Source organism: Paracoccus sp. (in: a-proteobacteria) (assembly GCF_030604785.1).
Classification (GTDB): Bacteria; Pseudomonadota; Alphaproteobacteria; order Rhodobacterales; family Rhodobacteraceae; genus Paracoccus.
In genome coordinates this window covers 57,782-83,054 of the sequence record NZ_JAUVVF010000003.1, presented here as the reverse complement: position 1 = coordinate 83,054, position 25,273 = coordinate 57,782, and the positions used below count along the sequence as shown (strand labels likewise).

Annotated in this window: 28 protein-coding genes and 1 tRNA gene; 10 read left to right on the top strand and 19 right to left on the bottom strand. The window is 67.9% G+C overall.

Features of this window, described 5'->3' with window-relative positions:
- Positions 1–54 precede the first annotated feature (54 nt).
- Positions 55–231, top strand: a complete 177-nt coding sequence (hemP, locus tag QAR72_RS01945) for a hemin uptake protein HemP (protein WP_304615674.1) — start codon at positions 55–57, stop codon at positions 229–231.
- Between the two features lie 75 nt (positions 232–306).
- On the opposite strand, the gene QAR72_RS01940 is transcribed toward hemP, so the two are convergent.
- Positions 307–1,836, bottom strand: coding sequence for a pseudouridine synthase (locus QAR72_RS01940; RefSeq protein ID WP_304615673.1), 1,530 nt, complete (start codon positions 1,834–1,836; stop codon positions 307–309).
- A 120-nt stretch (positions 1,837–1,956) separates the two neighbouring features.
- Here QAR72_RS01940 and QAR72_RS01935 point away from each other — a divergent pair, with 120 nt between their 5' ends.
- Positions 1,957–2,409, top strand: coding sequence for a nucleoside deaminase (locus tag QAR72_RS01935; protein WP_304615672.1), 453 nt, complete (start codon positions 1,957–1,959; stop codon positions 2,407–2,409).
- Between the two features lie 52 nt (positions 2,410–2,461).
- Positions 2,462–2,535 (top strand) — tRNA-Gly (locus QAR72_RS01930).
- A gap of 59 nt (positions 2,536–2,594) precedes the next feature.
- On the opposite strand, the gene QAR72_RS01925 is transcribed toward QAR72_RS01930, so the two are convergent.
- Together QAR72_RS01925 and QAR72_RS01920 are read right to left on the bottom strand one after the other, a co-directional pair.
- Entirely contained in the window at positions 2,595–3,317 is a 723-nt protein-coding gene (locus QAR72_RS01925; protein ID WP_304615671.1) for a MipA/OmpV family protein, read from the bottom strand.
- A gap of 82 nt (positions 3,318–3,399) precedes the next feature.
- Positions 3,400–5,253, bottom strand: coding sequence for an ABC-F family ATP-binding cassette domain-containing protein (locus QAR72_RS01920; RefSeq protein ID WP_304615670.1), 1,854 nt, complete (start codon positions 5,251–5,253; stop codon positions 3,400–3,402).
- Between the two features lie 98 nt (positions 5,254–5,351).
- Here QAR72_RS01920 and QAR72_RS01915 point away from each other — a divergent pair, with 98 nt between their 5' ends.
- Positions 5,352–6,566 carry a GTP-binding protein gene (locus QAR72_RS01915; protein WP_304615669.1) on the top strand — a complete coding sequence of 405 codons (1,215 nt, stop codon included), beginning with the start codon at positions 5,352–5,354 and terminating at the stop codon, positions 6,564–6,566.
- Positions 6,567–6,623: 57 nt separating this feature from the next.
- Positions 6,624–8,234, top strand: coding sequence for a GMC family oxidoreductase (locus tag QAR72_RS01910; protein ID WP_304615668.1), 1,611 nt, complete (start codon positions 6,624–6,626; stop codon positions 8,232–8,234).
- On the opposite strand, the gene QAR72_RS01905 is transcribed toward QAR72_RS01910, so the two are convergent.
- The 5 genes from QAR72_RS01905 to QAR72_RS01885 all read right to left on the bottom strand — a co-directional run bounded on the left by QAR72_RS01905 (position 8,231) and on the right by QAR72_RS01885 (position 13,004).
- Positions 8,231–9,553: a GH1 family beta-glucosidase gene (locus tag QAR72_RS01905; RefSeq protein WP_304615667.1), complete on the bottom strand. Its 1,323-nt coding sequence runs from the start codon at positions 9,551–9,553 to the stop codon at positions 8,231–8,233. The genes QAR72_RS01910 and QAR72_RS01905 overlap by 4 nt on opposite strands.
- Positions 9,554–9,614: 61 nt before the next feature.
- On the bottom strand, positions 9,615–10,436 hold the full coding sequence (locus tag QAR72_RS01900; RefSeq protein WP_304615666.1) for a metal ABC transporter permease: 822 nt from the start codon (positions 10,434–10,436) through the stop codon (positions 9,615–9,617).
- Entirely contained in the window at positions 10,433–11,269 is an 837-nt protein-coding gene (locus QAR72_RS01895) for a metal ABC transporter permease (RefSeq protein WP_304615665.1), read from the bottom strand. The genes QAR72_RS01900 and QAR72_RS01895 overlap by 4 nt, the downstream gene beginning before the upstream one ends.
- Positions 11,270–11,277: 8 nt before the next feature.
- Positions 11,278–12,132, bottom strand: a complete 855-nt coding sequence (locus QAR72_RS01890) for a manganese/iron ABC transporter ATP-binding protein (RefSeq protein WP_304615664.1) — start codon at positions 12,130–12,132, stop codon at positions 11,278–11,280.
- Positions 12,129–13,004, bottom strand: coding sequence for a metal ABC transporter substrate-binding protein (locus tag QAR72_RS01885; RefSeq protein ID WP_304615663.1), 876 nt, complete (start codon positions 13,002–13,004; stop codon positions 12,129–12,131). The genes QAR72_RS01890 and QAR72_RS01885 overlap by 4 nt, the downstream gene beginning before the upstream one ends.
- Before the next feature lie 97 nt (positions 13,005–13,101).
- On the opposite strand from QAR72_RS01885, the gene QAR72_RS01880 reads away from it, so the two are divergent.
- Positions 13,102–13,524 (top strand): Fur family transcriptional regulator, encoded by a 423-nt coding sequence (locus QAR72_RS01880; RefSeq protein WP_304615662.1) that lies wholly within the window; start codon positions 13,102–13,104, stop codon positions 13,522–13,524.
- A 48-nt stretch (positions 13,525–13,572) separates the two neighbouring features.
- Here the strand turns inward: QAR72_RS01880 and QAR72_RS01875 are convergent, their stop codons facing one another.
- The 11 genes from QAR72_RS01875 to QAR72_RS01825 all read right to left on the bottom strand — a co-directional run bounded on the left by QAR72_RS01875 (position 13,573) and on the right by QAR72_RS01825 (position 21,225).
- Positions 13,573–14,352 carry a succinate dehydrogenase iron-sulfur subunit gene (locus QAR72_RS01875; RefSeq protein ID WP_304615661.1) on the bottom strand — a complete coding sequence of 260 codons (780 nt, stop codon included), beginning with the start codon at positions 14,350–14,352 and terminating at the stop codon, positions 13,573–13,575.
- A gap of 12 nt (positions 14,353–14,364) precedes the next feature.
- Entirely contained in the window at positions 14,365–15,195 is an 831-nt protein-coding gene (locus tag QAR72_RS01870; RefSeq protein WP_304615660.1) for a hypothetical protein, read from the bottom strand.
- Positions 15,196–15,218: 23 nt separating this feature from the next.
- Complete coding sequence (locus QAR72_RS01865) at positions 15,219–15,539, bottom strand: hypothetical protein (protein WP_304615659.1); 321 nt, start codon at positions 15,537–15,539, stop codon at positions 15,219–15,221.
- Between the two features lie 4 nt (positions 15,540–15,543).
- Positions 15,544–15,912, bottom strand: coding sequence for a hypothetical protein (locus QAR72_RS01860; RefSeq protein ID WP_304615658.1), 369 nt, complete (start codon positions 15,910–15,912; stop codon positions 15,544–15,546).
- Positions 15,912–17,714 (bottom strand): succinate dehydrogenase flavoprotein subunit, encoded by a 1,803-nt coding sequence (gene sdhA / locus QAR72_RS01855; RefSeq protein ID WP_304615657.1) that lies wholly within the window; start codon positions 17,712–17,714, stop codon positions 15,912–15,914. Before sdhA ends, QAR72_RS01860 begins: the two co-directional genes overlap by 1 nt.
- Before the next feature lie 7 nt (positions 17,715–17,721).
- Positions 17,722–18,108, bottom strand: coding sequence for a succinate dehydrogenase, hydrophobic membrane anchor protein (locus tag QAR72_RS01850; RefSeq protein ID WP_304615656.1), 387 nt, complete (start codon positions 18,106–18,108; stop codon positions 17,722–17,724).
- A gap of 15 nt (positions 18,109–18,123) precedes the next feature.
- Positions 18,124–18,513 (bottom strand): succinate dehydrogenase, cytochrome b556 subunit, encoded by a 390-nt coding sequence (gene sdhC, locus QAR72_RS01845; RefSeq protein ID WP_304615655.1) that lies wholly within the window; start codon positions 18,511–18,513, stop codon positions 18,124–18,126.
- 278 nt (positions 18,514–18,791) lie between these two features.
- Positions 18,792–18,998, bottom strand: coding sequence for a DUF1737 domain-containing protein (locus QAR72_RS01840; RefSeq protein WP_304615654.1), 207 nt, complete (start codon positions 18,996–18,998; stop codon positions 18,792–18,794).
- Positions 18,998–19,552: an NnrU family protein gene (locus QAR72_RS01835; RefSeq protein ID WP_304615653.1), complete on the bottom strand. Its 555-nt coding sequence runs from the start codon at positions 19,550–19,552 to the stop codon at positions 18,998–19,000. The genes QAR72_RS01840 and QAR72_RS01835 overlap by 1 nt, the downstream gene beginning before the upstream one ends.
- The gene (locus QAR72_RS01830; protein WP_304615652.1) at positions 19,549–20,433 is read right to left on the bottom strand and encodes an HpcH/HpaI aldolase/citrate lyase family protein; all 885 of its coding nucleotides are present in this window, start codon (positions 20,431–20,433) and stop codon (positions 19,549–19,551) included. The genes QAR72_RS01835 and QAR72_RS01830 overlap by 4 nt, the downstream gene beginning before the upstream one ends.
- Before the next feature lie 30 nt (positions 20,434–20,463).
- Positions 20,464–21,225: a sulfite exporter TauE/SafE family protein gene (locus tag QAR72_RS01825; protein WP_304615651.1), complete on the bottom strand. Its 762-nt coding sequence runs from the start codon at positions 21,223–21,225 to the stop codon at positions 20,464–20,466.
- A 157-nt stretch (positions 21,226–21,382) separates the two neighbouring features.
- Between QAR72_RS01825 and mdh the strand changes: the two genes are divergently transcribed.
- The 4 genes from mdh (at position 21,383) to QAR72_RS01805 (ending at position 25,266) form a co-directional block, all read left to right on the top strand.
- Positions 21,383–22,345, top strand: a complete 963-nt coding sequence (gene mdh / locus QAR72_RS01820; RefSeq protein ID WP_304615650.1) for a malate dehydrogenase — start codon at positions 21,383–21,385, stop codon at positions 22,343–22,345.
- A 304-nt stretch (positions 22,346–22,649) separates the two neighbouring features.
- Positions 22,650–23,843 (top strand): ADP-forming succinate--CoA ligase subunit beta, encoded by a 1,194-nt coding sequence (gene sucC / locus QAR72_RS01815; RefSeq protein ID WP_304615649.1) that lies wholly within the window; start codon positions 22,650–22,652, stop codon positions 23,841–23,843.
- A gap of 78 nt (positions 23,844–23,921) precedes the next feature.
- Positions 23,922–24,806: a succinate--CoA ligase subunit alpha gene (gene sucD / locus QAR72_RS01810; RefSeq protein WP_304615648.1), complete on the top strand. Its 885-nt coding sequence runs from the start codon at positions 23,922–23,924 to the stop codon at positions 24,804–24,806.
- Positions 24,807–24,930: 124 nt separating this feature from the next.
- Positions 24,931–25,266, top strand: coding sequence for a hypothetical protein (locus QAR72_RS01805; RefSeq protein ID WP_304615647.1), 336 nt, complete (start codon positions 24,931–24,933; stop codon positions 25,264–25,266).
- Positions 25,267–25,273 lie beyond the last annotated feature (7 nt).

Below are 25,273 nucleotides of genomic sequence, written 5' to 3'. Positions count from 1 at the left end.
GAATCAGTCAGCTTTGGATTCACAACGTCAAACCCTTGTCACCAGAGGCCGACCATGACCGCAACGCGCCCCGCCGATTTCACCCGCCCCGGCACCTCGCTGCTGGCCCGCATCCCCCAGCACGACGCCACCCAGCTGACGCGCGGGGGCAATCAGGCCCTGATCGTGCTGGACGAACAGGTCTATCAGCTGCGGATCACGCGCGCGGGCAAGCTGATCCTGACCAAGTGACACCGGCAGGCCGCGCCGCCGAGCGACGCCCGGAATGGACAAAGGGCGCCCGACCGGGCGCCCTTTTCCGTTGGTTCAGCCGCGCGGGCCGCTGCCCTTGCCGGGCCGGGCCCCGCCGGGCCTGCCGCCGCCGGGCTTGCCGCCTGCGGGACGCGGGCCGGGCTTGAAGCCCGGCTTGCCACCCGGCTTGAAGCCGGCTTTGCCCCCTGCGGGCTTGCCGAAGGGCTTGCCGCCGCTGCGGGGCGCCCCGGCGCCCTCGGCGCGGGGCGCATCGGGCTTGCCGCGTCCTTCGGGGCGCGGAGTGCCGGACTTGCGGGCAAAGCCGCCTTCGCCGCGCGGGGCGCCGCCCTCGGGGCGGGGCTTGCCCTCGAAGCGGGGCTTTCCGTCAGGGCGCGGCTTGCCCTCGCCGCGGGGCTTGCCGCCCTCGGGTCGGTCCGCGCCGCCAAAGGGCTTGCGGCCGAAGCCTGGCTTGGCGCCGAAACGCGCGGGCTTGCCCTCGGCGGCATCGTCGCGGCTGCGATTCTGGTCGCGGTCGGCGGATTTCCAGCGCGGCTTGTCGCCGGCCGGACGCGGACGGTCGCCAAAGGCCGGACGGTCGCCCTGTTTCTCGCCGGGACGGTAGGCCGCCTTGTAGGGCGCGCGCTGCTCGCCCTCGACGCTGCGGGGGCGCGCGCCGAAGCTGCGCGGGCGTTCATCGCCCTCGGCCTCGCGCTTGCCGCGCGCGACAAAGCCCGCGCCCGCCGCACGAGGCCCGGCGCCCTTGCGCGCTCCCTCGCCGCCACGCGCGCCAAAGCCGCCACGCGGTCCCTCGGCCCCGCGCGGGCGCATCTCGCGCGGCTTTTCCTCGACCTCGCCGGTCAGAAGCCCGCCCAGCTGGTCGCGCAGCACACGGCGCTTGACCTCGGTCACCTCGTTCTTTTCCATCGTGCCCAGCTTGAAGGGGCCGTAGCCGATCCGGATCAGCCGGTTCACCTGCAGCCCGATATGGGCCATGGCGCGCCGGATCTCGCGGTTCTTGCCCTCGCGGATGCCGACGGTCAGCCAGGCATTCGCGCCCTGCTGGCTGTCGAGCTTGATCTCCATCGGTGCGAAATCCTCGCCGTCGATGGTCACGCCGCGACGCAGGGGCGCAAAGGTCAAATCGTTCGGCGTGCCGTTCACCCGCACGCGGTAGCGGCGCAGCCAGCCCGTCGCGGGCAGTTCCAGACGGCGCTTCAGCTCGCCGTCATTGGTCAGCAGCAGCAGCCCCTCGGAGTTCAGGTCGAGCCGCCCGACCGTCATCACGCGCGGCAGATCGCGGGGCAGCGCGTCAAAGACCGTCTGCCGGCCTTTCTCGTCGGATTCCGAGGTCACGAGGCCAAGCGGCTTGTAATACAGCCACAGCCGCGTCTCTTGCGGGGCCTCCATCGGCTTGCCGTCGATCACGACGCGGTCGGTCGGCAGGATGTCCAGCGCGGGGCTGTCGATCTTCTTGCCGTTCACGGTGACGCGGCCCTCGATGATCATGCGCTCGGCCTCGCGGCGGCTGGCGACGCCGGCGCGCGCCATCACCTTGGCGATGCGTTCGGGTTCGGTCTTGGGGGCGGGGGTCTTGTCGTCGGTCATGCGATCCTCCTGCGCATCGCTGCGGGGTCAAGTCTGCGCTTCTAGGCGCTGGACCGGCGCGGGGAAAGGAAAATCGGCGCGCGGCTTGCGGGCGGGGCGGGCTTTGGGCAAGACGGGGTGATGAGCCGCTTTCTCAGCCATATGGATCAGGCCCTGGCCGAGGCCCGCGCCGCCGCCCTGCGCGGCGAGGTGCCGGTGGGGGCGGTCGTCGTCTCACCCCAAGGGCGCGTGGTCGCGGCGGCAGGCAACCGGACGCGCGAATTTTCCGATCCGACCGCCCATGCCGAAATCTTGGCGATCCGCGCAGCCTGCGCGGCGCTTGGTTCCGAGCGCCTGCCCGGCCATGACCTGTGGGTGACGCTGGAGCCCTGCCCCATGTGCGCGGCGGCGATTTCGGCCGCGCGGATAGGGCGGCTCTATTTCGGGGCCGAGGATCAGCGGATGGGCGGCGTCCTGCACGGGGCGCGCGTCTTCGATCACGCGCAATGCCATCACCGGCCGCAGATCTATCACGGCCTTGCCGAGCCCGAAGCGCGCGCGCTGCTGCGCGATTTCTTCGCCGCCCGGCGCTAGCCTGTCCGGGGGCGCTTGAACCCCGGCGCCGCGCGGCCTATAGAGAGGCCATGCGGGTGTAGCTCAATGGTAGAGCAGCAGCCTTCCAAGCTGAATACGTGGGTTCGATTCCCATCACCCGCTCCAATCCCTCATCAGGAACGCAGGCCGGATAAAGGGCGCCGCAGCGCCCTCGGGCTCGCATCTCAGAAGCCGAAGCTGAACCGGCGCACCACGCCCAGGCGCAGCGAAGGCTGGTAGGTCTCGGCCACGATGGGCGAATCGGCGGCATCGCCGATCAGCTTGCCATAGCGGACCTCGCCCAGAATCGCGGTGCTGTCGCTCAGCGCATAGCGGGCCTCGAAGGTGATCGCGGCCTCGTTGAAGCCGCTGCCCGGCTGATAGGCCGACAGGCCGCCGGCCTCGGATTCGGCCTCGGTCACGCCGTAATAGGTCTGGTTGTAGCGCGCATTGCCATAGACGGCCTGCACGCCCGACGTCAGCGAGATCGTGTCCGACAATTCCGTGTGATAGCGCAGACCGACCGCGCCGGTCAGGCCCTCATGCCCGCCAAAGCCCCGGCGCAGCGTGACGTAGCCGGCCACGGGTCCGGTGCGATAGCCGATGCGGGCGCCGATCTCGCCTGCCGCGTCGATGGGTTCCAGCCCCGACAGAAGCGGCCCGTCGCCCTCGTCGCGCTTGCCCTTCAGGCCGAAGGACGGAGAGATGGTCAGCCCTTCGCCCTGCCCGCCGCCCCGGCGCAGGATGATCCAGGGCGAGGTGCCCCCGTCATCGGCGCCGGAATAGCGCGGCCCCTGCTCGACCCCAAGCCCCAGATCCAGCGAGACCGCGCGCGCATGCTGCGCGGCAAGCGGACCGCCTGCGAAGGTTGCGGCCAGCACGGCGGTCAGGGCAAGGCAGTTCTTCATGGGTGATTCCCGGATGCGATGGGGTTGTTTTGCAAGGCTTATGCCGCAGCGGCCGGGCAAGGCAATCTGCCTGACGGTCGCGCTATCCTTTTTCCGCGGCTTCAAGCCTTTCGAGCGCGGTCATCCACAGTTCTTCGGCGAAGGCCAGGGCCTGGACGGCCTCGGCCCGCTTCTTGCCCCATTTCTCGGCCTCGTAGGGATCGTTGTAGAGCGCGGGATCGGCCAGCTTCACGTCCAGCTTGCCCATCATCTCAGTCAGCTTCTGGACGCGTTCCTCGGATTTGCGGGCCTCGGCGCGCAGGGCCATCAGCGCGTCGCGCGACGGCTTCTTCGGCGCCGGGGGTTTCGGCGCCTCGGCGGGCTTGCCGGCGGGTGTGTCGCCCGACAGCAGGAACTTGCGGTAATCGTCCAGATCGCCGTCGTAGGGGGCGACGGCGCCGTCCTTGACCAGCCACAGCCGGTCGGCGACCAGCCCCAGCAGGTGCATGTCGTGGCTGACCAGCACCACCGCGCCGGTATAGTCGTTCAGCGCCTCGGACAAAGCCTCGCGGCTTTCGATGTCCAGGTGGTTCGTCGGCTCGTCCAGCACCAGCAGATGCGGCGCGTCGATCGTGGCCAGCAGCAGCGACAGCCGCGCCTTCTGTCCGCCGGACAGGGCGCGGACCTTGGTCTCGGCCTGCGCCTCCATCAGGCCGAAACCGGCCAGACGGGCGCGCTGCTTGGCCTGCCCCTCGTTCGGGCGCACGGACCGGATATGATCCAGCGGCGTCTCGTCCAGATGCAGTTCATCGACCTGATGCTGCGCGAAATAGCCCACGCGCAGTTTCGACGACCGCGTGACGCGCCCTTCCATCGTGCCAAGCCGTTCCGCCAGCAGCTTGGACAGCGTCGATTTGCCCTGCCCGTTCCGGCCCAGCAGCGCGATGCGGTCGTCCTGGTCGATCCGCAGGTTCAGCTTGCGCAGCACCGCGCGGTCGCCATAGCCCACGCTGACCCCCTCCATCGAGACGATGGGCGGCGACATTTCCTCGGGCTGGGGAAAGGTGAAGCGGTGGAACTTGGCCTCTTCGGGGGCGGTGATCGGCTCCATCTTGGCCAGCATCTTGACGCGGGCCTGCGCCTGACGCGCCTTGCTGGCCTTGGCGCCGAAACGGTCCACGAAGCTTTGCAGATGCGCGCGGCGGTCGGCCTGCTTCTTGGCCTCGGCCGCCTGCAGGGCGCGTTTCTCGGCGCGGATGCGGGTGAAGCTGTCGTAGCCCCCCGTATAGAGGGTCAGCTTCTTGTCCTCGAGATGCAGGATATGCCCGACGGCGCGATTCAGAAGGCCCCGGTCATGGCTGATGATGATGACCGTATGCGGATAGCGGGCCAGATAGCCCTCCAGCCACAGCGCGCCTTCAAGGTCTAGATAGTTCGTCGGCTCGTCCAGAAGCAGCAGGTCGGGCTGCGCGAACAGCACGCCCGCCAGCGCGACCCGCATCCGCCAGCCGCCCGAGAAATCGCTGGTGGGCCGGGCCTGATCGGCGGTCGGAAAGCCAAGACCGTCAAGGATCGTCGCCGCGCGGGCCTCGGCCGACCAGGCGTCGATATCGGTCAGCCGGGTCTGGATCTCGGCGATGCGGTTGGGATCGGTCGCGGTCGCGGCTTCGGCCAGCAGCGCGGTGCGTTCGCGGTCGGCGTCAAGCACCGTGTCCAGCACGGAACGCGACGTGGCCGCCGATTCCTGCGCCACCCCCCCGATCCGGGCGCGCGAGGGCAGACTGATCGCGCCGCCGTCAAGCTGGCTTTCGCCCTTGATCAGCCGGAACAGCGTCGTCTTGCCCGCCCCGTTCGGGCCGACCAGACCCACCTTGTGGCCTTCGGGAATGGTGGCGCTGGCCCCTGCGAACAAGGGGCGGCCCTGAATGGAATACGAGATGTCGTCGATACGCAGCATGGGGCGCGGCATGGCCCAAAGGGCGCGGGTCGTCAATGGCCGGTTGCGCGGAGTAATGTAATACTATAACTAAAGCGCGCCATCGCAAGGAGGTTGCCATGAACGCCGATCCCCGCCTTCCCGTCACCGTGCTGTCCGGCTTTCTGGGCGCGGGCAAGACGACGCTGCTGAACAATGTGCTGAACAACCGCGAGGGGCTGCACGTCGCGGTCATCGTCAACGACATGTCCGAGGTGAATATCGACGCCGATCTGGTCCGGGCCGAGGGCGGCATGACCCGCACGGACGAGACCCTGGTCGAGATGTCGAACGGCTGCATCTGCTGCACGCTGCGCGAGGATCTGCTGGCCGAGGTCCGCAAGCTGGCCGAGGCCGAGCGCTTTGACTATCTGCTGATCGAATCGACCGGGATCAGCGAGCCCCTTCCCGTCGCCACCACCTTTGAATTCACCGACGAGAACGGCGACAGCCTGTCCGACGTGGCGCGGCTGGACACGATGGTCACGGTCGTGGATGCGGTGAACCTGCTGCAGGATTATTCCAGCCATGATTTCCTGGCCGACCGGGGCGAGGTCATGGGCGATGCCGACAACCGTACGCTGGTCGATCTGCTGACCGATCAGATCGAATTCGCCGATGTGGTCGTGCTGAACAAATGCGCCGATGCCGGGGCCGAGCGCGTGGATGCCGCGCTGAAGATCATCCGCGCGCTGAACGCCGATGCCCGCATCATCCAGACCGATCACAGCCGCGTCGCGCCCCGCGACATCCTCGACACGCGGCTCTTCGATTTCGACCGCGCCCATCAGCACCCGATGTGGGCGCGCGAGCTTTACGGTTTCGCCGACCACACCCCCGAAACCGAGGAATACGGCGTCACAAGCTTCGTCTATCGCGCCCGGCTGCCGTTTGACCCGCAGAAGATCCATGCCGCGCTGAACGGCCCCCTGCCCGGCGTGATCCGCGCCAAGGGGCATTTCTGGGTCGCCACGCGGCCCGACTGGGTGGCGGAATTCTCGCTGGCCGGGGCGCTGTCCTCGGTCAGGCCGCTCGGGCAATGGTGGGCCTCGGTCCCCAAGGATCGCTGGCCGACCCATCCCGAGGGCCGCGCCTACCTGGACGCGCATTGGGCCGAACCCTTCGGCGACCGCCGGCAGGAACTGGTCTTCATCGGATCGGGCATGGACGAGGCGCGGCTGCGCGCCCTGCTGGATGCCTGCCTGATCCCGGCGGCGCTGGCCGCGACGCCGCAGCTCTGGCCGAACATGTTCGACCCCTTCCCCGCCTGGCGCCGCGACGTTCAGGCCGCCTGAGCGGGTCTTGCCCGCCCCCGCACCCCGGTCTAGCCTCCGGCGCGAGGGAGGACCGGGATGCAGGATCTGGGGGAATACGACTACATCATCGTGGGCGCGGGCTCGGCCGGATGCGTGCTGGCCAACCGGCTGTCGGCCGATCCGCGAAACCGGGTCCTGCTGCTGGAGGCCGGGGGCCATGACAACCGGCTCTGGGTGCATGTGCCGGTCGGCTATCTCTACGCGATGGGCAATCCGGCGCTGGACTGGTGCTACCGGACCGAGCCCGAGCCGGGCCTGAACGGGCGGCGGCTGAACTATCCGCGCGGGCGGGTGCTGGGCGGCTGCTCCTCGATCAACGGCATGATCTACATGCGCGGTCAGGCGGCCGATTACGACCGCTGGCGGCAGGCGGGCAATCCCGGCTGGGGCTGGGACGACGTGCTGCCGCTGTTCCGCCGCAGCGAGCGCCATTACGAACCCGCCTGCGACCTGCATGGCGATCAGGGCGAATTGCGGGTGGAAAAGCAGCGCCTGCGCTGGCCGATCCTGGATGCGGTGGCCGAGGCCGCGCAGGAAATGGGCCTGCCCGCCTGCCCCGACTTCAATTGCGGCGACAATGAGGGGGTCGGCTATTTCCCCGTCACGCAGCGCAAGGGCATCCGCTGGAACGCCCGCAAGGCGTTTCTCGACCCCGCAAGGGGCCGTCCCAACCTGCGGATCGAGACCGACTCCCAGGTCTCGGCCCTGACCCTTGAGGGCCGCCGCGTCACCGGCGTCTCGCTGATCCAGAACGGGCTGGCGCGCCATGCCCGCACCCGGGGCGCGGTGATCCTGTCGGCGGGCGCGATCAATTCGCCCGCGCGTCTGGAACGTTCCGGGATCGGTCAGGCCGAACGGCTGCGCGCGCTCGGGATCACGCCGGTCCATGACCTGCCCGGCGTGGGCGAGAACCTTCAGGACCATCTGCAACTGAGGATGATCTTCCGCATCGCGGGGGCGCGGACGCTGAACGACCGGGCGCGCACGATCTGGGGCAAGGCGGGGATCGCGCTGGAATATGCGCTGCGCCGGACCGGGCCGATGGCGATGGCACCCAGTCAGTTGGGCATCTTCGCGAAATCATCCGATGCGTTCGAGACGGCGAATATCGAATACCACGTCCAGCCCCTGTCGCTGGATGCCTTCGGCCAGCCCTTGCACGATTTTCCGGGCCTGACCGTCTCGGTCTGCAACCTGCGGCCGGAAAGCACCGGGCATTGCCACCTGACCACGCCCGACGGCCCGCCCGCCATCGCGCCGAACTACCTGTCCACGCCGGGCGACCGGCAGGTGGCCATCGACAGCCTGCGCCATGCCCGCCGCCTGATGGGAACGCGGCGCATGGCGGCCTTCACGCCCGCCGAGGTGAAGCCCGGCGCCGATCTGGTCAGCGACGCCGATCTGGCGCGGGCGGCGGGCGATATCGGCACGACGATCTTCCACCCGGTCGGCACCACGAAGATGGGCACCGATCCGATGGCCGTGGTCGATCCGCGCCTGCGCGTCCACGGGATCGAGGGGCTGCGCGTGGCCGATTGCGGAATCATGCCCTCGATCGTGTCGGGCAACACCCACGCGCCCGCCACGATGATCGCGGAAAAGGCCAGCGACATGATCCTGGCCGACGCGCTGGAGGGGGTGCGCTAGGCGCCCCCTCCGGCCAGCATGGCGCGAAAGGCGTACCAGCTTTGCTTGGGTGTGCGCGTCTGGCTGTCGTAATCGACATGGACCAGTCCGAAACGCGGCCCGTAGCCGAAGGCCCATTCGTAGTTGTCCAGAAGCGACCAGTAGAAGAAGCCCCGCAGATCGACGCCCTGCGCCAGCGCCGCACGGGCCGCGCGCAGGTGATCGCCGATGAACTGCACCCGGCGGGCATCGGCGGCCACGTCGTCGGGCGCCTCCAGCGCCATGCCGTTCTCGGTGACGTAAAGCGGCAGGGCGCCGGTATGGTCGCGCGCCAGACGGGTCAGGAATTCGGTCAGGCCCTCGGGGCGGATCTCCCATCCCATCTGGGTCTTGGGCAGGGGGCCGGGCGCCTCGGCGGCATGGGGCCACAGGCCCGGCGCGGCGGTATAAAGGCGGCGCGTGTAGTAGTTCACCCCCAGCCAGTCCAGCGGCTGGGCGATCAGCGCCATGTCATCCTGCCAGCCCTCGGGCAGATGCGGGCCGATGCCGTCCAGCGCGGCCTCGGGATAGCCCTGCCCCATCAGCGCGCGGATGAACCACTGGTTGTAGATCGCGTCCTGAACCTCGGCCGCGCGCACGGCCTCGGGCGTGTCATCGGCGGGATGGGCGGTCTCGAAGTTCAGCACGATCCCCAGATTGGCCGCGCCCTCGGCCCGCAGCGCCTGAACCGCTGTGCCATGCGCCAGAAGGACGTGATGCATGGCGCGGCTGGCGGCGCGGATGTCGCGCAGGCCCGGCGCGTGATGGCCCAGGAAATGCGACAGCCAGGCGATGCACCAGGGCTCATTCAGGGTGGCGGTGCTGGCCAGACGGTCGCCCAGACGGTCGTGCAGCGCGACGCAGAGATCCGCAAACCGCGCCGCGATGTCGCGGTTCTGCCAGCCGCCAAGCGCGGACAGATCGGCGGGCAGGTCCCAATGGTGGCAGGTCAGATAGGGCTTCAGCCCGCGCTCGACCATGCCATCGACGAGGCGGTCGTAGAAATCCATCCCCTGCGGGTTCAGCGTCACGCCGTCGGGCATCACCCGGGCCCAGGATGCGGAAAAGCGGTAGGCGTCAAAGCCCGCATCGCGGACAAGGTCCAGATCCTCGGGCCAGCGGTTCAGGTGGTCGCAGGCGACCCGGCCGTCGCTGCCATCGGTGACATTGCCGGGCGTCGCGGCGAATGTGTCCCAATGCGACAGGCCCGCCCCGCCCGCGCCCGAGCCCTCGATCTGATAGGCCGAGGTGGCGGCGCCAAAGACGAAGTCGGCGGGAAAGTCGGAGCGTGGCGGCAGCATGGCATGTCCTTGGCGATGTTTGCGCTGACAGTGACAGGTCGCGGGCGCGGCGAAAAGGGGGTCAGGCGCGGGCGGCTCCGATCTGCCGCCAGAGAAAGGCCAAGACGAACGCACCAGTGAGGATCACGATGATCGTGGGCGCGGGCGCGCTGTCCAGCCAGAAGCTGGCCCAGACCCCGCCAAGGCTGGCCAGCCCCGCCACCCCCGCCGCCAGCGCCAGCATGACGGGCAGCCTGCGCGTCAGCAGAAAGGCGATGGCGCCTGGCGCGATCAGCAGGCCCACCGCAAGGATGATCCCCACCGAGGACAGCATCGCCACCACCATCGCCGCGATCATCGCCAGCATCCCGTAATGCAGCCAGCCCACCCGCAGCCCCGCCGCCCGCGCCTGCACGGGATCGAAAGCCAACAGCGCGAAGTCGCGCCACTTGACCAGCAGGATCACCAGCACCGCCCCCGCGATGGGCAGGGCCTGCGCGAAATCATCAGGCGTCACGCCCAGGATGTTGCCGAACAGAATATGGCTCAGATGCAGCCGCCCCGGAAAGGCCAGGATCAGCACCAGGCCAAGCGCGAACATCCCCGCCATGACCACGCCAAGCGCCGTGTCGGGCTTGATCCGGCTGTTCGCGTCCAGCCAGCCCGAGGCCAGCGCGCAGACCATCCCCGCCGCAAAGGCGCCCAGAAGCAGCGGCAGCCCCGCCAGATGCGCCAGCACGATGCCCGGCAGGACCGCATGGCTGATCCCGTCCCCGATCAGCGCCCATCCCTTCAGCACCAGAAAGCAGCTGAGCAGCGCGGCGGGCAGCGCCACGATCAGCGCGATCAGCGCGGCCTCACGCATGACGGGAAAGGAAAAGGGCAGGATCAGGGTCTCGATCATGACGCCGCCCGCCGCCTGCGGCGCGTGGCCAGCAGCCCGTGTTTCGGGGCGAAAACCAGCGCTAGCAGGAACAGCGCCGTCTGCAACAGGACGATGATCCCCCCCGTCGCGCCGTCGAGGAAGAAGCTTGCATAGGCCCCGATCGCCGAGGACAGCCCCCCGATCGCCACAGAGATCAGCACCAGATGCGAAAAGCGGTCGGTCAGCAGATAGGCCGTGGCGCCCGGCGTGATGACCAGCGCGATGACCAGAAACGCGCCCACCGTCTGCATCGCGGCGACGGTCGATCCGGCCAGCAGCGTGAAAAAGACCAGCTTCAGCAGGCCCGGCCGCAGGCCCACCGTCCGCGCATGGCTTTCGTCGAAGAAGACGACCAGCAGGTCGCGCCAGATCACCGACAGGACCGCCAGCGTGACGCCCGCGATGATCACCAGCTGGACCAGATCCTCGGGCGCGATGGCCAGGATGTTGCCAAGCGTGATCGCCTGAAGATCCACAGCCACCGGGTTCAGCGAGACCATGAACAGCCCCACCCCGAAGAAGCCGGTGAAGATCAGCCCGATGATCGCGTCCTGCTTCAGCCCCGTGCGGTTGTTCAGAAACAGCATCGCCAGCGCGGCCAGCCCGCCCGACAGGAACGCCCCAAGCGCGAAGGGCAGGCCCAGCATATAGGCCCCCGCCACGCCCGGCACGATGGAATGCGAAAGCGCGTCTCCGATCAGGCTCCAGCCCTTGAGCATCAGATAGGCGGACAGAAAGGCGCAGGTCGCTCCCACCAGGGCCGAGGCCCAGATGGCCGTGACCATGTAATCGTAGGCAAGGGGTTCCAGCATCGTGCCGATCACGGACGCCCCGCGGATTGGTGGCGGTCGTCATAGAGGATCAGTGGCCGCTCGTCGTCGGTGAACACATCCAGCGCGCGGGCATCGGGATCGTCATGCAGGTCGCTGCCGGCCAGCACGAAATGGCGCAACGTGCCGCCAAAGGCGCGGCGCAGGTTCTCGGGGGTGAAGGTCGTGGCGGTCGGCCCGGCGGCCAGGACGGTGCCCTTCACCATGACCACCCGATCGCAATATTCAGGCACCGCGCCCAGATCGTGGGTCGAGACCAGCATCGCCCGGCCCTCGTCCCGCATCGCGGACAGAAGCGCGATGATGCGCCGCTCGGTCTCGACATCGACGCCGGTGAAGGGCTCGTCCAGCAGGATCACGCGCGCATCCTGCGCCAGCGCGCGGGCCAGAAAGACGCGCTTCTTCTGGCCGCCCGACAACTCACCGATCTGGCGGGTGGCCATGTCGGTCAGGCCGACCCGCGCCAATGCGCCCTCGACCGCCTGACGGTCTGCGGGGCGCGGACGGCGCATCAGGCCCATACGCCCATAGCGGCCCATCATCAACACATCGCGGACAAGGACGGGAAAGGTCCAGTCGACCTCTTCGGTCTGGGGAACATAGGCGACCAGGTTGCGGCGCAGCGCCTGCGCGACGGGCAGGCCCATGATCCGCACCTCGCCCCGGCCATGCGCGACCAGCCCCATCAGCGCCTTGAACAGCGTCGATTTTCCCGCCCCGTTCACGCCGACCAGAGCCGTGACCGACCCGGCCGGCACGTCGAGGCTGGCATCGCTGAGCGCGGTGACCCCGCTGCGATAGGCGACGGTCAGGTCGCGGACGGCGATGGCGGGGGTTTCGCTCATTCGGCGGCCAGTTCGGTGACGATGGTTTCGCCGGTCACGCGCAGCAGGTCCAGATAGGTGGGCACAGGGCCGTCGGGATCGGACAGGCTGTCCACATAGAGGATGCCGCCATAACGCGCGCCCGTCTCGGCGGCGACGCTGCGCGCCGGACGGTCGGATACGGTGCTTTCGGAGAAGATCACTGGCGCGCCCGTCTCGCGCATCAGGTCGATCAGGCGGCGCACCTGCTGGGGCGTGCCCTCGCCTTCGGCATTGATCGGCCAGAGATACATCTCGGTCAGGCCGAAATCGCGCGCCAGATAGGAAAAGGCGCCCTCGGAGGTGACCAGAAAGCGCCGATCCTCGGGCAGCGCGCGCGCCTGTTCGCGCAGGGGGCCTACCACCTCGGCCAGCTGGGCCAGATAGGCCTCGGCATTGGCGGCATAGGTCGCTTGATTGTCGGGATCGACGGCGGAAAGGGCCTCGGCGATGTTGCCGACATAGATCGCGGCATTCTCCAGCGACATCCAGGCATGGGGGTTCGGCTGGCCGTCATAGCCGCCGCCCGCGATGGCGATGGGCTCGACCCCCTCGGTCAGGATCGCGACCGGCACGTCGCCCAGACGCGCCAGGAAGGGATCGATCCAGCCCTCAAGGTTCATTCCGTTCACAAGGATCAGGTCGGCATCCTGAACTCCCAGAACGTCGCGGGGCGTCGGCTGGTAATCGTGGATCTCGGCGCCCGGGCGGGTGATCGAATGAATCTCGGCCAGATCGCCCGCAACGTTGCGGGCCATGTCGGCAAGGATCGTGAAGCTGGTGGCGACCTTCACCTGATCGGCCGAGGCCAAGGCGGGAAGGCAAGTCAGAGCGGCGGCAAGCAGACGGGTCATGCAATCCTCCTGTGCCGCATAGATGTGCGAATCGTTCGCAACTGTCAATAGTTGCGAACCAGTTGCAACTGGCGCCCGCTTGCGGCAGGATGACGCCATGAGCAAGGAACGCAGGAACAGGCTGGAACAGGCGCTGCGCGGCGCGGGGGTGCGGGTCACGCGGCAGCGCGCGGCGCTGCTGGGGGTGATCGCGGCGGCATCCGACCATCCGGATGCGGCGGAATTGCATGCGCGGGCGGTCGCGGCGGGGGCCGGCGTGTCGCTGGCGACGGTCTATCGCACGCTGACCACGCTTCAGGCGCAGGGCGTGATCGACAAGCTGGAATTCCAGGGCGAACCCGCCCGGTGGGAGGCCGCCGACGACGCCCATCACGACCACATGATCGACCTGGACAGCGGCGCGGTGATCGAATTCACCGACGACCGGATCGAGCGGCTGCAGGCCGAGATCGCCGCCGAGATGGGCTATGAGATCGTCCATCACCGGCTGGAGCTTTACGTCCGCAAGAGCCGGGACTGAACGCAAAAGGCCCGGAGCATGCTCCGGGCCTTTCGGGTTAGTGCTGCCTCAGGCGGCGCGTTCGACCATCATGTGCTTGATCGCCGCGATGGCCTTGGCGGGGTTCAGGCCCTTGGGGCAGGTATTGGTGCAGTTCATGATCGTGTGGCAGCGATAGAGCTTGAAGGGGTCCTCAAGCTCGTCCAGCCGCTCGCCCGTCGCCTCGTCGCGCGAGTCGATGATCCAGCGATAGGCATGCAGCAGCGCGGCCGGCCCCAGATAGCGGTCGCCGTTCCACCAGTAGCTGGGGCACGAGGTCGAGCACGAGGCGCAGAGGATGCATTCATAAAGACCGTCCAGCTTCTTGCGGTCCTCGATCGACTGCTTCCACTCCTTGCCCGGCGTCGGCGACTTGGTCTGGAGATAGGGGTTCACGCTGGCATGCTGCGCGTAGAAATGCGTCAGGTCGGGGACCAGGTCCTTGACCACCGGCATGTGCGGCAGCGGGTAGATCGCGACATCGCCTGCGACCTCGTCGATGCCGAAGATGCAGGCGAGGCGGTTGCCGCCGTCAATGACCATCGCGCAGGAGCCGCAGATCCCCTCGCGGCAGGACCGGCGGAAGGACAGGGTCGGGTCGATCTCGTTCTTGATCTTGATCAGCGCGTCCAGAACCATCGGGCCGCACTTGTCCAGATCGACGAAATAGGTGTCCAGACGCGGGTTCTCGCCCGTCTCGGGGTCCCACCGGTAGATCTTGAACTTGCGGACATTCGTCGCGCCCTCGGGCTTGGGCCAGGTCTTGCCGACCCGGATCTGGCTGTTCTTGGGCAGGGTAAACTGGACCATGGGTTGCTCCTTTCAGGAAGTGCCTTTGGACGGCCAATCGGCCGCAAACAATGTCTGCGAGCGCGCGACAAGGTCCGCCACCTTGTCACGGGCTGTAGGATTCAGCGCCAATTCGTTGATGCGACGCAGAAATTCGGTGGATCCATTCGACAGCCGCTCCATCGCGCGACCATCCAATGGCGGCAGCGCGGCGATGCGCGCCTCGTCCAGCCCGGCAAGCCGCAGAAGCTGCGTCGCGGGGCGGTCGGGATCGGTCTCGTCCTCAAGGCGCAGGCGGTAGACGCGGTCCGCGCCCAGCTTCGCGCCCATGCGGCGGAACAGGTCGCCCCAGCCGGGTAGGTCGGCGGTCTCGCGCTGGAACTGGTCCCAGTCGCCCGCATAGCCGTCCGTGCGCACGGCCTGCGCCCAGACCGAGGGCTTCCATGCCGTCATGTTGCGCGTGCAGATCGCGAAAACCGGCGCGAAGCCGCGTTCCTGCGCGACCTTGTCCAGAAGCTGCGCGATCCGGGGCAGAGCCGGATATAGCCGCGTCTCGCCACCATTGCCGGGCATGGCGCCCGCCAGGTTCTCGTGGCTGATCAGCGCGGTCTGCGGACCATCGGGCAGCGTGTCCAGCACATCCTCGAAGGCCACGCGCAGCGCGCGTTCGTTGTCGTCGCCGGAGGCAAGGCTCAGGCGGACCGCCGCGCGGCCCAAGGGGCGCATCGGCGTGCCTTCCTCGGGCGTACGGATCATCAGGCGGTCGGCCAAGGCGGGCGCATTCAGCCGCAGGAAGCGCTGAAGCGAGGTCGTGCCGGTCTTCTGCACCCCCAGATGCAGGATCATCGGACGACCGTCGGGCATCAAGCTGTCAGCCCCGGCCATGTTCAGCCCCGCCAGCCGGGTTGTTCGTAAAGCCCGCGCGCGGGCGGCTGCCCCGAGCGGTTGAGCACGCAGCGGTCGAAGACCTTGGCCGGGTCGCGTCCGGCCAGATAGTCGCTGCCGACCTCAAGCGTGACGCGGCCCGCGGTGCGGGTGCCGCCGGGGCCGGAACCGACCCCGATGGCCACCTCGCCCCGTGGACGCTGCGCCAGTTCGGCGTCGCGCAGGCAGCTGCGTTCGGCCTGCTCGACCGGGACAGGGCCGCAAGCGGCCAGCCCCAGTGCCAGAGGCAGAAACGTCAGAGCCAATGCCCGCGCGAACGCCATCGGATCAGGTCCGGCGCGCCGCGGCGGCGATGCACTGCGTCGTGGCCGGACGCGAGACGATGGCCGCCACGCTCTGGCTGACGCCGCTGGAGCCGGCATTCGACATCTGGGCGATGTCGATCAGTTCCGCGGTGGTCGCGTTGTTCATCACGCAATCCGTCCAGGGAGCGACATCCACGCCCTGAAAGCGGTTCTGGATCTCGTTCTGGATCGTGTTGCGCGCCACCTGACGCGACGCGGCATCCAGCGTCGTCGGCGCGGGCGCGGCGACAGGAGCCTGGGGCAGCGCCGGACCAGGCACCGGAACGGGCGCGACGCAGCCTGCCAGCACAGCAGCGGACAGACCAAAGGCCGCAATCAGTTTCAAGCGCATCAGTAAACCCTTTTCTTCGGAGCGATCTTCTGCAAATCGATCCCGCCTTCCTCGGCCTTGGTCAAAGGCTCGAGATGGACGGGACGATAGGCCAGTTTAACCTTGTTCCCCTCCACCCAGGCAAGCGAATGCTTGCGCCAGTTGGCGTCATCCCGCTCAGGCCAGTCCTCGTGCGCATGGGCGCCGCGGCTTTCCTTGCGGGCCTCGGCCGCGACGATGGTGGTCAGGGCGTTGGGCATCAGGTTCGTCAGCTCCAACGTCTCCATGAGGTCCGTGTTCCAGATCAATCCGCGATCCGTCACGCGAAGGTCGTCCAGCTTGGCGGCGATCGCCTCCATCTTGACGACGCCCTCGGCCAGCGTCTTGTCGGTGCGGAAGACCGCGGCGTCCGCCTGCATCGTGCGCTGCATCTGGTCGCGCAGCTCGGCGGTGCCGACGGTGCCGTTGGCGTGGCGCAGGCCGTCGAAGCGGTCCAGCGCGCGGTCCACCTCGGCCTTGTTGGTCGAGGGAACGGCGCCTTCGCGGTCCACGACCTGACCGGCGCGGATCGCGGCGGCGCGGCCAAAGACCACCAGGTCGATCAGGCTGTTCGAGCCGAGCCGGGTCGCGCCGTGGACCGAGGCGCAGCCCGCCTCGCCCACCGCCATCAGGCCGGGGAAGATGCGGTCCGGGTCATCCTCGGTCGGGGCCAGCACCTCGCCCCAGTAGTTCGTCGGAATGCCGCCCATGTTGTAATGCACGGTCGGCAGGACCGGGATCGGCGCACGGGTCACATCGACGCCGGCGAAGATCTTGGCGCTTTCGCTGATGCCCGGCAGACGCTCGGCCAGGGTTTCCGGCGGCAGGTGCATCAGGTTCAGGAAGATGTGGTCCTTGTGCTCGCCCACGCCGCGGCCTTCGCGGATCTCCAGCGTCATGCAGCGCGAAACCACGTCGCGGCTGGCCAGATCCTTGTAGGTCGGCGCGTAACGCTCCATGAAGCGCTCGCCTTCCGAGTTCGTCAGATAGCCGCCCTCGCCCCGTGCGCCCTCGGTGATCAGGCAGCCCGAGCCGTAGATGCCCGTCGGGTGGAACTGCACGAATTCCATGTCCTGCAGCGGCAGGCCCGCGCGGGCCACCATCCCGCCGCCGTCGCCGGTGCAGGTATGGGCCGAGGTGGCGCTGAAATAGGCGCGGCCATAGCCGCCCGTCGCCAGCACGACCATCTTGGCGTTGAAGACGTGGATCGTGCCGTCATCCAGCTTCCAGCAGACGACGCCGGTGCAGCGGCCATCGGTGATGATCAGGTCCAGCGCGAAATATTCGATGAAGAATTCCGCGTTGTTCTTGAGCGACTGGCCATACAGCGTGTGCAGGATGGCGTGGCCCGTCCGGTCGGCGGCGGCGCAGGTGCGCTGCACGGGGGGGCCTTCGCCGTATTCGGTCGTGTGGCCGCCGAAGGGACGCTGATAGATCTTGCCCTCTTCGGTGCGCGAGAAGGGCACGCCGTAATGTTCCAGCTCGTAGACGGCCTTGGGGGCCTCGCGCGCCAGGTATTCCATGGCGTCGGTGTCGCCCAGCCAGTCCGACCCCTTGACGGTGTCGTACATGTGCCATTGCCAGCTGTCGGGGCCCATATTGGCCAGGCTGGCGGCGATGCCGCCCTGGGCGGCCACGGTGTGGCTGCGGGTCGGGAAGACCTTGGTCACGCAGGCCGTGCGCAGACCCTGTTCGGCCATGCCGAGCGTCGCGCGGAGGCCAGCGCCCCCGGCGCCCACCACCACGACGTCGTAATCATGCGTTTGGGTTTGGTAAGCAGCCATGTCGTCCTCAGATCACGGGAGTGGTGAAGGCCATCTTGGCCAGCGCGAACAGCGCCGTGGCGATGACGCCCCAGCCGAAGATGTGCGAGACGATGATCGCCACGCGGTTGGCGGTGCCATGCAGGTAGTCGTCCAGCATGATCCGCGTGCCCTTGATGAAGTGGACCATGCCCACGACGATGAACAAGGCGGTGATGATCCCGGCGAAGGGCCGGCCGAAATGGGCGATGACCGCCTCGCGTTCCAGCCCGATGGCGCCGCCGACGACGATCAGGAAAAGCGGCGTCAGGATCAGCAGCGCCGCCGAGGTCACGGTCATCTGCCAGTGATGCAGCGTCCCGGACCGGGCCGAGCCCATGCCGATCGCGGCCTTGCGGGGGGTGATGTAGCGCATTGTCTGCCCCTTGGCTCAGATGAAGAAGATGATCAGGCTCAGCACGGTCAGCGCGACCGAGCCGATGATGATGCCCCACGAGGACCGCTTGGCATCCTCGATCTCGAGCCCCATGCCGGCGTCGTAGAACAGGTGGCGGATGCCCGCCAGCAGGTGGAACCACAGTGCCCAGGCCGAGCCCAGCATCACGAGAAACCCGAGCCAGGACCGCAGCACCCAGTCGGCGGCGGCGAATGCGCCCGGGCTGGAGACGGCGGCGACCAGCCACCAGACCAGCAGCAGGACGCCCGCGACCAGCGCGTGGCCGGTGATGCGCGTCATGATCGAGGTGATCGCCGGCAAAGGCAGGCGATAGACCTGAAGATGGGGGGAAAGCGGCCGGTTACCCCGGTTCACATCGGCCATGAGGCGGCCCTCCTTGATCGGTTCTGACAGAACCCGCGCCAGCCACCGTCCTTGGGTTCGGGCTGGCCGCGCGGGCTGGCGATTTGCGGTCTCTTGACCTCTTTTGTGGCGCCTGTCACTTGCTGATTCCAGACGCTGCGCGGAAATGGCGCGGATTTGCGGGCTTTGTGATCACACATGTCCCGCCTGTGATCACAGCGGATCGCGCCGCGCACAACCTGTCGTGCAAGCCCTTGTCGGCGTTAGCGCAACCGGCGGCAGCGCCGCGAATCCGCCGGTCATTGCTGGCCCAGCTTCATGTCCGGACTGTAGGGCGTCTCGATCTCTTTCGTGACGGCCTGCCCGCAGCGCATCACGCCGCGCGCGACGTCGAAGGCCATGGTCGGGCTGCCCTGCAACTGCCAGCCTTTCGACAGCGCCTCGCTGACGCGGTGGCAGAACTGGGACGTGTCGTCCTCGGTGATCATGCGATAGATCAGGGGCATCACGCGCCTCCGAAGGGCCAGGGGCCGATCCAGCCATGGATCATCCCGACGATCAGCATCACGACGACGGCACCGGCTGCCGCCATCGCCTCCTTGCGGGCGGGGAACGGGCCGCGGGGGCGGTTCCAGACCGGCACGGCGCGGTTGATCACGACGATCTCGACCAGCGCCCAGACCAGCAGCCCTCCGAACAGGATGAAGGACGGCATGTCGCCGTTGACCAGAAGATGAGCGAAGGCCCAGAGCCAAAACGCCGTCAGCTGCGGATGGCGCAGCCAGGCGGTCACGCGGGTCTTCATCCCGTCTGCGGCGTAAAGATAGAAAGCCAGCAGCACGAGCAGGTTGTTGATGCCGACCAGGGCCGGATGCGGCCCCCAGAAGAACGCCCCGTCCGCGCGGCGATAGCCGACCACCATCAGCACCACCGACAGCAGCAGCACCAGCGCGACCAGCCCCTTGCCCCGGTCGCCCATCGCGGCGCGGCGTTCGGGGGCGATGCGCTTGAAAAGATGTGCCGCCCACCACAGGGCCACGCCAAGGATCAGGATCGTCATCTGGCTTCTCCGGCTGGATCGAGACTGCTCGCAGACTGCCCTTGATGCGCGTGTTTCGCAATCGCCTCGGCGCGGGCGATCAGGCGGCGGGCCGTTTCGACATGCAGGTTCTCGACGATGCGGCCGTCCAGCACGGCAATGCCCTGCCCCGCCGCCAGCGCGGCCTCGTGTGCGGCGATCTCGCGGCGGGCCTGCGCGATCTCGGCCTCGGTCGGGCCGAAGCACGCATTGGCGACGGCGATCTGGTCGGGATGGATCAGCGTCTTGCCATCAAAGCCCAGATCGCGGCCCTGCTCGGCCTCGGCCCGCAGGCCGTCGATGTCGCGAAAGGCGTTGTAGACCCCGTCGAGGATCAGCCGGTCATGCGCCCGCGCCGCCAGCAGGCAGGCGCCAAGCGCGGGCAGCAGCGGCAGGCGGTCGACGCGATTGCGGCAGCGCAGGTCCTTGGCCAGATCGTTCGTGCCCATGACCAGCGCGTGCAGGCGCGGATGCGCGGCGATCTGCGGGGCCGACAGAACGCCCTGCGGCGTCTCGATCATCGCCCAAAGCGGCAAACCGGGCACCAAAGCGGCCAGCGCATCCAAATCCTGCGGCCCGGCGGTCTTGGGCAGCAGCACTCCATCCAGATGCGCCGCCATCCGCGCGGCCAGCGCCGCGTCATCGGTGCCCCAGGGCGTGGCCAGCGCGTTGATCCGCAGGATGCGCTGGCGCGGGCCGTAATCGGCCTGAAGCGCGCGGGCCAGATGGTCGCGCGCCCCGGCCTTGGCATCGGGGGCGACGGCATCCTCCAGATCGAAGAGGATCGCATCGACGGGCAGGCTGCGCGCCTTCTCCATCGCGCGGGGATTGGCGGCGGGGATATAGAGGGCGGAACGCGTCATCGTGCCTCCGGTTGGGCGGTCGGCCCAGACCTAACCCGCCACGCCGCGTTCGGCCAGTCCCTGCCAGACCAGCCGGATCGAGACCAGCAGCAGCCCCCAGGTGATCAGCCGGTAGAACAGCGCCTGCGGGATCACCCGCACCAGCGCCAGCCCCGCCCAGACCGAGACCAGCGCGACCGGCATCAGCACCGCCGCGATTGTCAGGTTCTGCGCCGAAAGCTGCCCAAGCGCCGCATAGGGGACCAGCTTGATCCAGTTCACCACCGCGAAGAACCAGGTCGTCGTGCCCGCAAAGATCAGCGAGGGCAGACGCAGCGGCTGGGCATAGACCTGCCAGGGCGGACCTCCGGAATGGCTGACAAAGCTGGTGTAACCCGCCAGAACTCCCCAGGAATTTCCCCTTGACCTGGAAACGGCGCGCTCGGCGGGCGCGGGCCTTGGCCGCAGCGCGTTCAGCGCGAAGACCAGCCCGATCAGCCCCACGATCAGCGTCACGCCCCAGACCGGCACCAGATGCGCCGTGGCCCAGCCGATCCCCACCCCCGCGACCGCACCGGGCAGCGCGCTGTTCAGCACCGACCAATCGACATGGCGGCGATAGACCAGCAGCCCGCCCAGATCCGACACGATATAGACTGGCAGCAGCAGCCCCGCCGCCTGAACGGGCGACATGACCAGCGACAGGACCGGCACCGCGATCACCGCGACCAGCGCCAGCCCTCCCTTGGCCAGCCCGATGGCGGCGGCCGCGATCACCGCCAGAATCCAGCCCTCGGGCGTCAATGCGTCCATGCGATCCCTCGTCCTTTGCGCGATTGATCGGACGCGGCGCGGGAAATGACAAGTGTTAGGGATACCAGCGCCGCGCCGCAGCGCGCGGGCCTTGCGATTCGTTGCGCGACCCTCTAACCACCGCGCAACATTCCACCTGGACAATCGGAGGTAATCCATGGCCCGACCCAAGATCGCACTCATCGGTGCGGGGCAGATCGGCGGCACGCTGGCACATCTGGCCGCGATGAAAGAGCTGGGCGACGTCGTCCTGTTCGACATCGCCGAAGGCACGCCCCAGGGCAAGGCTCTGGATATCGCGCAATCGGGCCCGTCCGAGGGTTTCGATGCCGTGATGAAGGGCGCCAATGATTACGCCGATATCGCGGGCGCCGATGTCTGCATCGTCACCGCCGGCGTGCCGCGCAAGCCGGGCATGAGCCGCGACGATCTGCTGGGCATCAACCTCAAGGTCATGAAATCTGTGGGCGAAGGCATCGCCAAATACGCGCCGAATGCCTTTGTCATCTGCATCACCAACCCGCTGGACGCGATGGTCTGGGCGCTGCGCGAATTCTCGGGCCTGCCGCACGAGAAGGTCTGCGGCATGGCAGGCGTTCTGGACTCGGCGCGTTTCCGTCACTTCCTGTCGCTGGAATTCGGCGTGTCGATGCGCGACGTGACGGCCTTCGTTCTGGGCGGTCATGGCGACACGATGGTGCCGCTGGTGCGCTACTCGACCGTGGCGGGCATCCCGCTGCCGGATCTGGTCAAGATGGGCTGGACCACGCAGGACAAGATGGACGCCATCGTCCAGCGCACCCGCGACGGCGGCGCCGAGATCGTGGGCCTGCTGAAGACCGGCTCGGCCTTCTACGCCCCCGCGGCCAGCGCCATCGAGATGGCCGAGGCCTATCTCAAGGACCAGAAGCGCGTCCTGCCCTGCGCGGCCTATGTGGACGGCGCCTATGGCCTCAAGGGGATGTATGTCGGCGTGCCGACCGTGATCGGTGCCGGCGGCGTCGAGAAGATCATCGACATCGCCCTGAACAAGGACGAGCAGGCGATGTTCGACAATTCGGTCAACGCCGTGAAGGGCCTGGTCGAGGCCTGCAAGGGCATCGACAGCACCCTGGCCTGATCCGGCCCGGCAAATGACCGAAGGGGTCCGGCCGCTGGCCGGGCCCTTTTTCTTTGCGTCACCCGGAATTTTTCGCTGCAATGCGGCATCTTGGGTCTTGCAACCGGCGCCTTGAATGCCACCGCGCGTCCCGAATCAACCTGCTTGCGCTATCAGGCGACATGCTGTGATCACAGTATTTCGGACTGTGATCACATTGATCGCTTTCCCGCCGGTTTTCCCGATTTCGCCGCGATTTCTGTTCTCGGCCCCTCCGGCTTGTGGCACAACGCGCCAAATCCTGGAACCGAACGAGGGGGTCCCGATGAACATTCACGAATATCAGGCCAAGGCGCTGCTGCGCCAGTATGGCGCACCCGTCAGCGATGGCCGCATCGTGATGAAGGCCGACGAGGCGAAGACCGCTGCCGGCGAACTGGACGGCCCGCTCTGGGTGGTGAAGGCGCAGATCCATGCGGGCGGCCGCGGCAAGGGCAGCTTCAAGGAAGCCGAAGCCGGTGAAAAAGGCGGCGTCCGCCTGGCCAAGTCGGTCGAGGAAGCCGAGGAGCTGACCCGCCAGATGCTGGGCCGCACTCTGGTCACGCACCAGACCGGCCCGGTCGGCAAGCAGGTCAACCGCATCTACATCGAGGACGGCAGCGACATCGCGCGCGAGCTGTATCTGGCGCTGCTGGTGGACCGCCAGACCTCGCGCGTCAGCTTCGTCGCCTCGACCGAGGGCGGCATGGACATCGAGGAAGTCGCAGCCCACACCCCCGAGAAGATCGTCAGCTTCTCGGTTGATCCCGCCTCGGGCCTGTCGGATTTCCACGGCCGCCGCGTGGCCTTTGCCCTGGGGCTGGAGGGCGCGCAGGTCAAGCAATGCGTCCAGCTGGTCAAGAATCTCTATCGCATGTTCATCGAGAAGGACATGGAGATGCTCGAGATCAACCCGCTGATCGTGACCCCCGAGGGCCAGATCAAGTGCCTCGACGCCAAGATGGGCTTTGACAACAACGCCCTCTACCGCCAGCCCGACATCATGGCGCTGCGCGACGAGACCGAGGAGGACCCGAAGGAACTGGCCGCCTCGAAGTTCGACCTGAACTACATCGCGCTCGACGGCGAGATCGGCTGCATGGTGAACGGCGCGGGTCTGGCCATGGCGACCATGGACATCATCAAGCTGTTCGGCGCCGAGCCGGCCAACTTCCTGGATGTCGGCGGCGGCGCGACCAAGGAGAAGGTCACCGAAGCGTTCAAGATCATCACCTCGGACCCGAACGTGAAGGGCATCCTGGTCAACATCTTCGGCGGCATCATGCGCTGCGACATCATCGCGGAGGGCATCATCGCCGCCGTGAAGGAGGTCGGCCTGCAGGTCCCGCTGGTCGTGCGCCTCGAGGGCACGAATGTCGAGCTGGGCAAGGAGATCATCGCCAAGTCGGGCCTGAACGTGATCGCCGCCGACGACCTGTCGGACGCCGCGCAGAAGATCGTCAAGGCCGTCAAGGGCTGATCCATCCGGGCGCGCGTTGGGCGCGCCCTCCTCTGGAACATCGCGGCGCATGGGCGTCGCTTACGCAAGGAGGCCATGATGGCCGTTCTCGTCGACAAGAATACCAAAGTCATCTGCCAGGGGATCACCGGGTCCCAGGGCACCTTCCACACCGAACAGGCGATCGCCTACGGCACGCAGATGGTCGGCGGCGTGACGCCCGGCAAGGGCGGCTCCGAGCATCTGGGCCTGCCGGTCTTCAACTCGGTCCACGAGGCCGTGGCCAAGACCGGCGCCAATGCCAGCGCGATCTATGTCCCGCCCCCCTTCGCGGCGGACTCGATCCTCGAAGCCATCGACGCCGAGGTGCCGCTGATCGTCTGCATCACCGAGGGCATCCCGGTTCTGGACATGATGCGCGTCAAGCGCGCGCTGGCCAACAGCAAGTCGCGCCTGATCGGGCCGAACTGCCCGGGCATCATGACGCCGGACGAATGCAAGATCGGCATCATGCCGGGCAGCATCTTCCGCCGCGGCAGCGTGGGCGTCGTCTCGCGCTCGGGCACGCTGACCTACGAGGCGGTCAAGCAGACCTCGGACGTGGGCCTCGGCCAGTCTTCGGCGGTCGGCATCGGCGGCGACCCGATCAAGGGCATGGAGCATATCGACGTGCTGCAGATGTTCCTTGACGACCCCGAGACCGAGTCGATCATCATGATCGGCGAGATCGGCGGTTCGGCCGAGGAGGAAGCCGCCGAATTCCTGGCCGAGCAGAAGCGCAAGGGCAAGTGGAAGCCCACCGCGGGCTTCATCGCTGGCCGCACGGCGCCTCCGGGCCGTCGCATGGGCCATGCCGGCGCGATCGTGTCGGGCGGCAAGGGCGACGCGGAATCCAAGATCGAGGCCATGAAGAAGGCCGGGATCGTGGTTGCCGACAGCCCGGCAGGGCTGGGCGAGGCCGTGCTGAAGGCGATCAAGGGTTGATGATTTGACCCCCCGCCCCCCTTGCCTATGTAAGGGGGGGGGCGGCATGACGACGGGGAAGGACCGGACAGTGACAGGACCAAGGGCTGATCAGCCCCGGCAAGACCCGACGCACCGCCTTGCGGTGTGCCGTCTGCCCCTGTCGCTGGCGGCCCTTCTGGCGTTGACGGCCTGCGGCGAGCGGATGACGACCGACATCCTGCCCGGCGGCATTCCGGCACGCACCGACCTGCATCTGGCGACGACGCTTCCGCCCGCCTCGGTCCGCACCGTGGCGCGGCGGGATTTCGGTTGGCGGGTGATCTATCAGCCCTCGCTGGCGCCGCCCGATGCCGAAAGCCGCGCGGCTTTGGCCTTGTGCGGGCTGGAGCGGCGCGCCCCTGCCTTTGTCCAGCCGCAGCCGAGGCTGGACCCCTTCGCCGATCCCGGCGCCCGCATCTTCGACATTCACTGCGCCTGAGCGCGCT

Coding starts and splice junctions, on each gene's coding strand:
- hemP (WP_304615674.1), top strand. CDS start 55: ATGACCGCAACGCGCCCCGCCGATTTCACCCGCCCCGGCACCTCGCTG.
- QAR72_RS01940 (WP_304615673.1), bottom strand. CDS start 1,836: ATGACCGACGACAAGACCCCCGCCCCCAAGACCGAACCCGAACGCATC.
- QAR72_RS01935 (WP_304615672.1), top strand. CDS start 1,957: ATGAGCCGCTTTCTCAGCCATATGGATCAGGCCCTGGCCGAGGCCCGC.
- QAR72_RS01925 (WP_304615671.1), bottom strand. CDS start 3,317: ATGAAGAACTGCCTTGCCCTGACCGCCGTGCTGGCCGCAACCTTCGCA.
- QAR72_RS01920 (WP_304615670.1), bottom strand. CDS start 5,253: ATGCTGCGTATCGACGACATCTCGTATTCCATTCAGGGCCGCCCCTTG.
- QAR72_RS01915 (WP_304615669.1), top strand. CDS start 5,352: ATGAACGCCGATCCCCGCCTTCCCGTCACCGTGCTGTCCGGCTTTCTG.
- QAR72_RS01910 (WP_304615668.1), top strand. CDS start 6,624: ATGCAGGATCTGGGGGAATACGACTACATCATCGTGGGCGCGGGCTCG.
- QAR72_RS01905 (WP_304615667.1), bottom strand. CDS start 9,553: ATGCTGCCGCCACGCTCCGACTTTCCCGCCGACTTCGTCTTTGGCGCC.
- QAR72_RS01900 (WP_304615666.1), bottom strand. CDS start 10,436: ATGATCGAGACCCTGATCCTGCCCTTTTCCTTTCCCGTCATGCGTGAG.
- QAR72_RS01895 (WP_304615665.1), bottom strand. CDS start 11,269: ATGCTGGAACCCCTTGCCTACGATTACATGGTCACGGCCATCTGGGCC.
- QAR72_RS01890 (WP_304615664.1), bottom strand. CDS start 12,132: ATGAGCGAAACCCCCGCCATCGCCGTCCGCGACCTGACCGTCGCCTAT.
- QAR72_RS01885 (WP_304615663.1), bottom strand. CDS start 13,004: ATGACCCGTCTGCTTGCCGCCGCTCTGACTTGCCTTCCCGCCTTGGCC.
- QAR72_RS01880 (WP_304615662.1), top strand. CDS start 13,102: ATGAGCAAGGAACGCAGGAACAGGCTGGAACAGGCGCTGCGCGGCGCG.
- QAR72_RS01875 (WP_304615661.1), bottom strand. CDS start 14,352: ATGGTCCAGTTTACCCTGCCCAAGAACAGCCAGATCCGGGTCGGCAAG.
- QAR72_RS01870 (WP_304615660.1), bottom strand. CDS start 15,195: ATGCCCGACGGTCGTCCGATGATCCTGCATCTGGGGGTGCAGAAGACC.
- QAR72_RS01865 (WP_304615659.1), bottom strand. CDS start 15,539: ATGGCGTTCGCGCGGGCATTGGCTCTGACGTTTCTGCCTCTGGCACTG.
- QAR72_RS01860 (WP_304615658.1), bottom strand. CDS start 15,912: ATGCGCTTGAAACTGATTGCGGCCTTTGGTCTGTCCGCTGCTGTGCTG.
- sdhA (WP_304615657.1), bottom strand. CDS start 17,714: ATGGCTGCTTACCAAACCCAAACGCATGATTACGACGTCGTGGTGGTG.
- QAR72_RS01850 (WP_304615656.1), bottom strand. CDS start 18,108: ATGCGCTACATCACCCCCCGCAAGGCCGCGATCGGCATGGGCTCGGCC.
- sdhC (WP_304615655.1), bottom strand. CDS start 18,513: ATGGCCGATGTGAACCGGGGTAACCGGCCGCTTTCCCCCCATCTTCAG.
- QAR72_RS01840 (WP_304615654.1), bottom strand. CDS start 18,998: ATGCCCCTGATCTATCGCATGATCACCGAGGACGACACGTCCCAGTTC.
- QAR72_RS01835 (WP_304615653.1), bottom strand. CDS start 19,552: ATGACGATCCTGATCCTTGGCGTGGCCCTGTGGTGGGCGGCACATCTT.
- QAR72_RS01830 (WP_304615652.1), bottom strand. CDS start 20,433: ATGACGCGTTCCGCCCTCTATATCCCCGCCGCCAATCCCCGCGCGATG.
- QAR72_RS01825 (WP_304615651.1), bottom strand. CDS start 21,225: ATGGACGCATTGACGCCCGAGGGCTGGATTCTGGCGGTGATCGCGGCC.
- mdh (WP_304615650.1), top strand. CDS start 21,383: ATGGCCCGACCCAAGATCGCACTCATCGGTGCGGGGCAGATCGGCGGC.
- sucC (WP_304615649.1), top strand. CDS start 22,650: ATGAACATTCACGAATATCAGGCCAAGGCGCTGCTGCGCCAGTATGGC.
- sucD (WP_304615648.1), top strand. CDS start 23,922: ATGGCCGTTCTCGTCGACAAGAATACCAAAGTCATCTGCCAGGGGATC.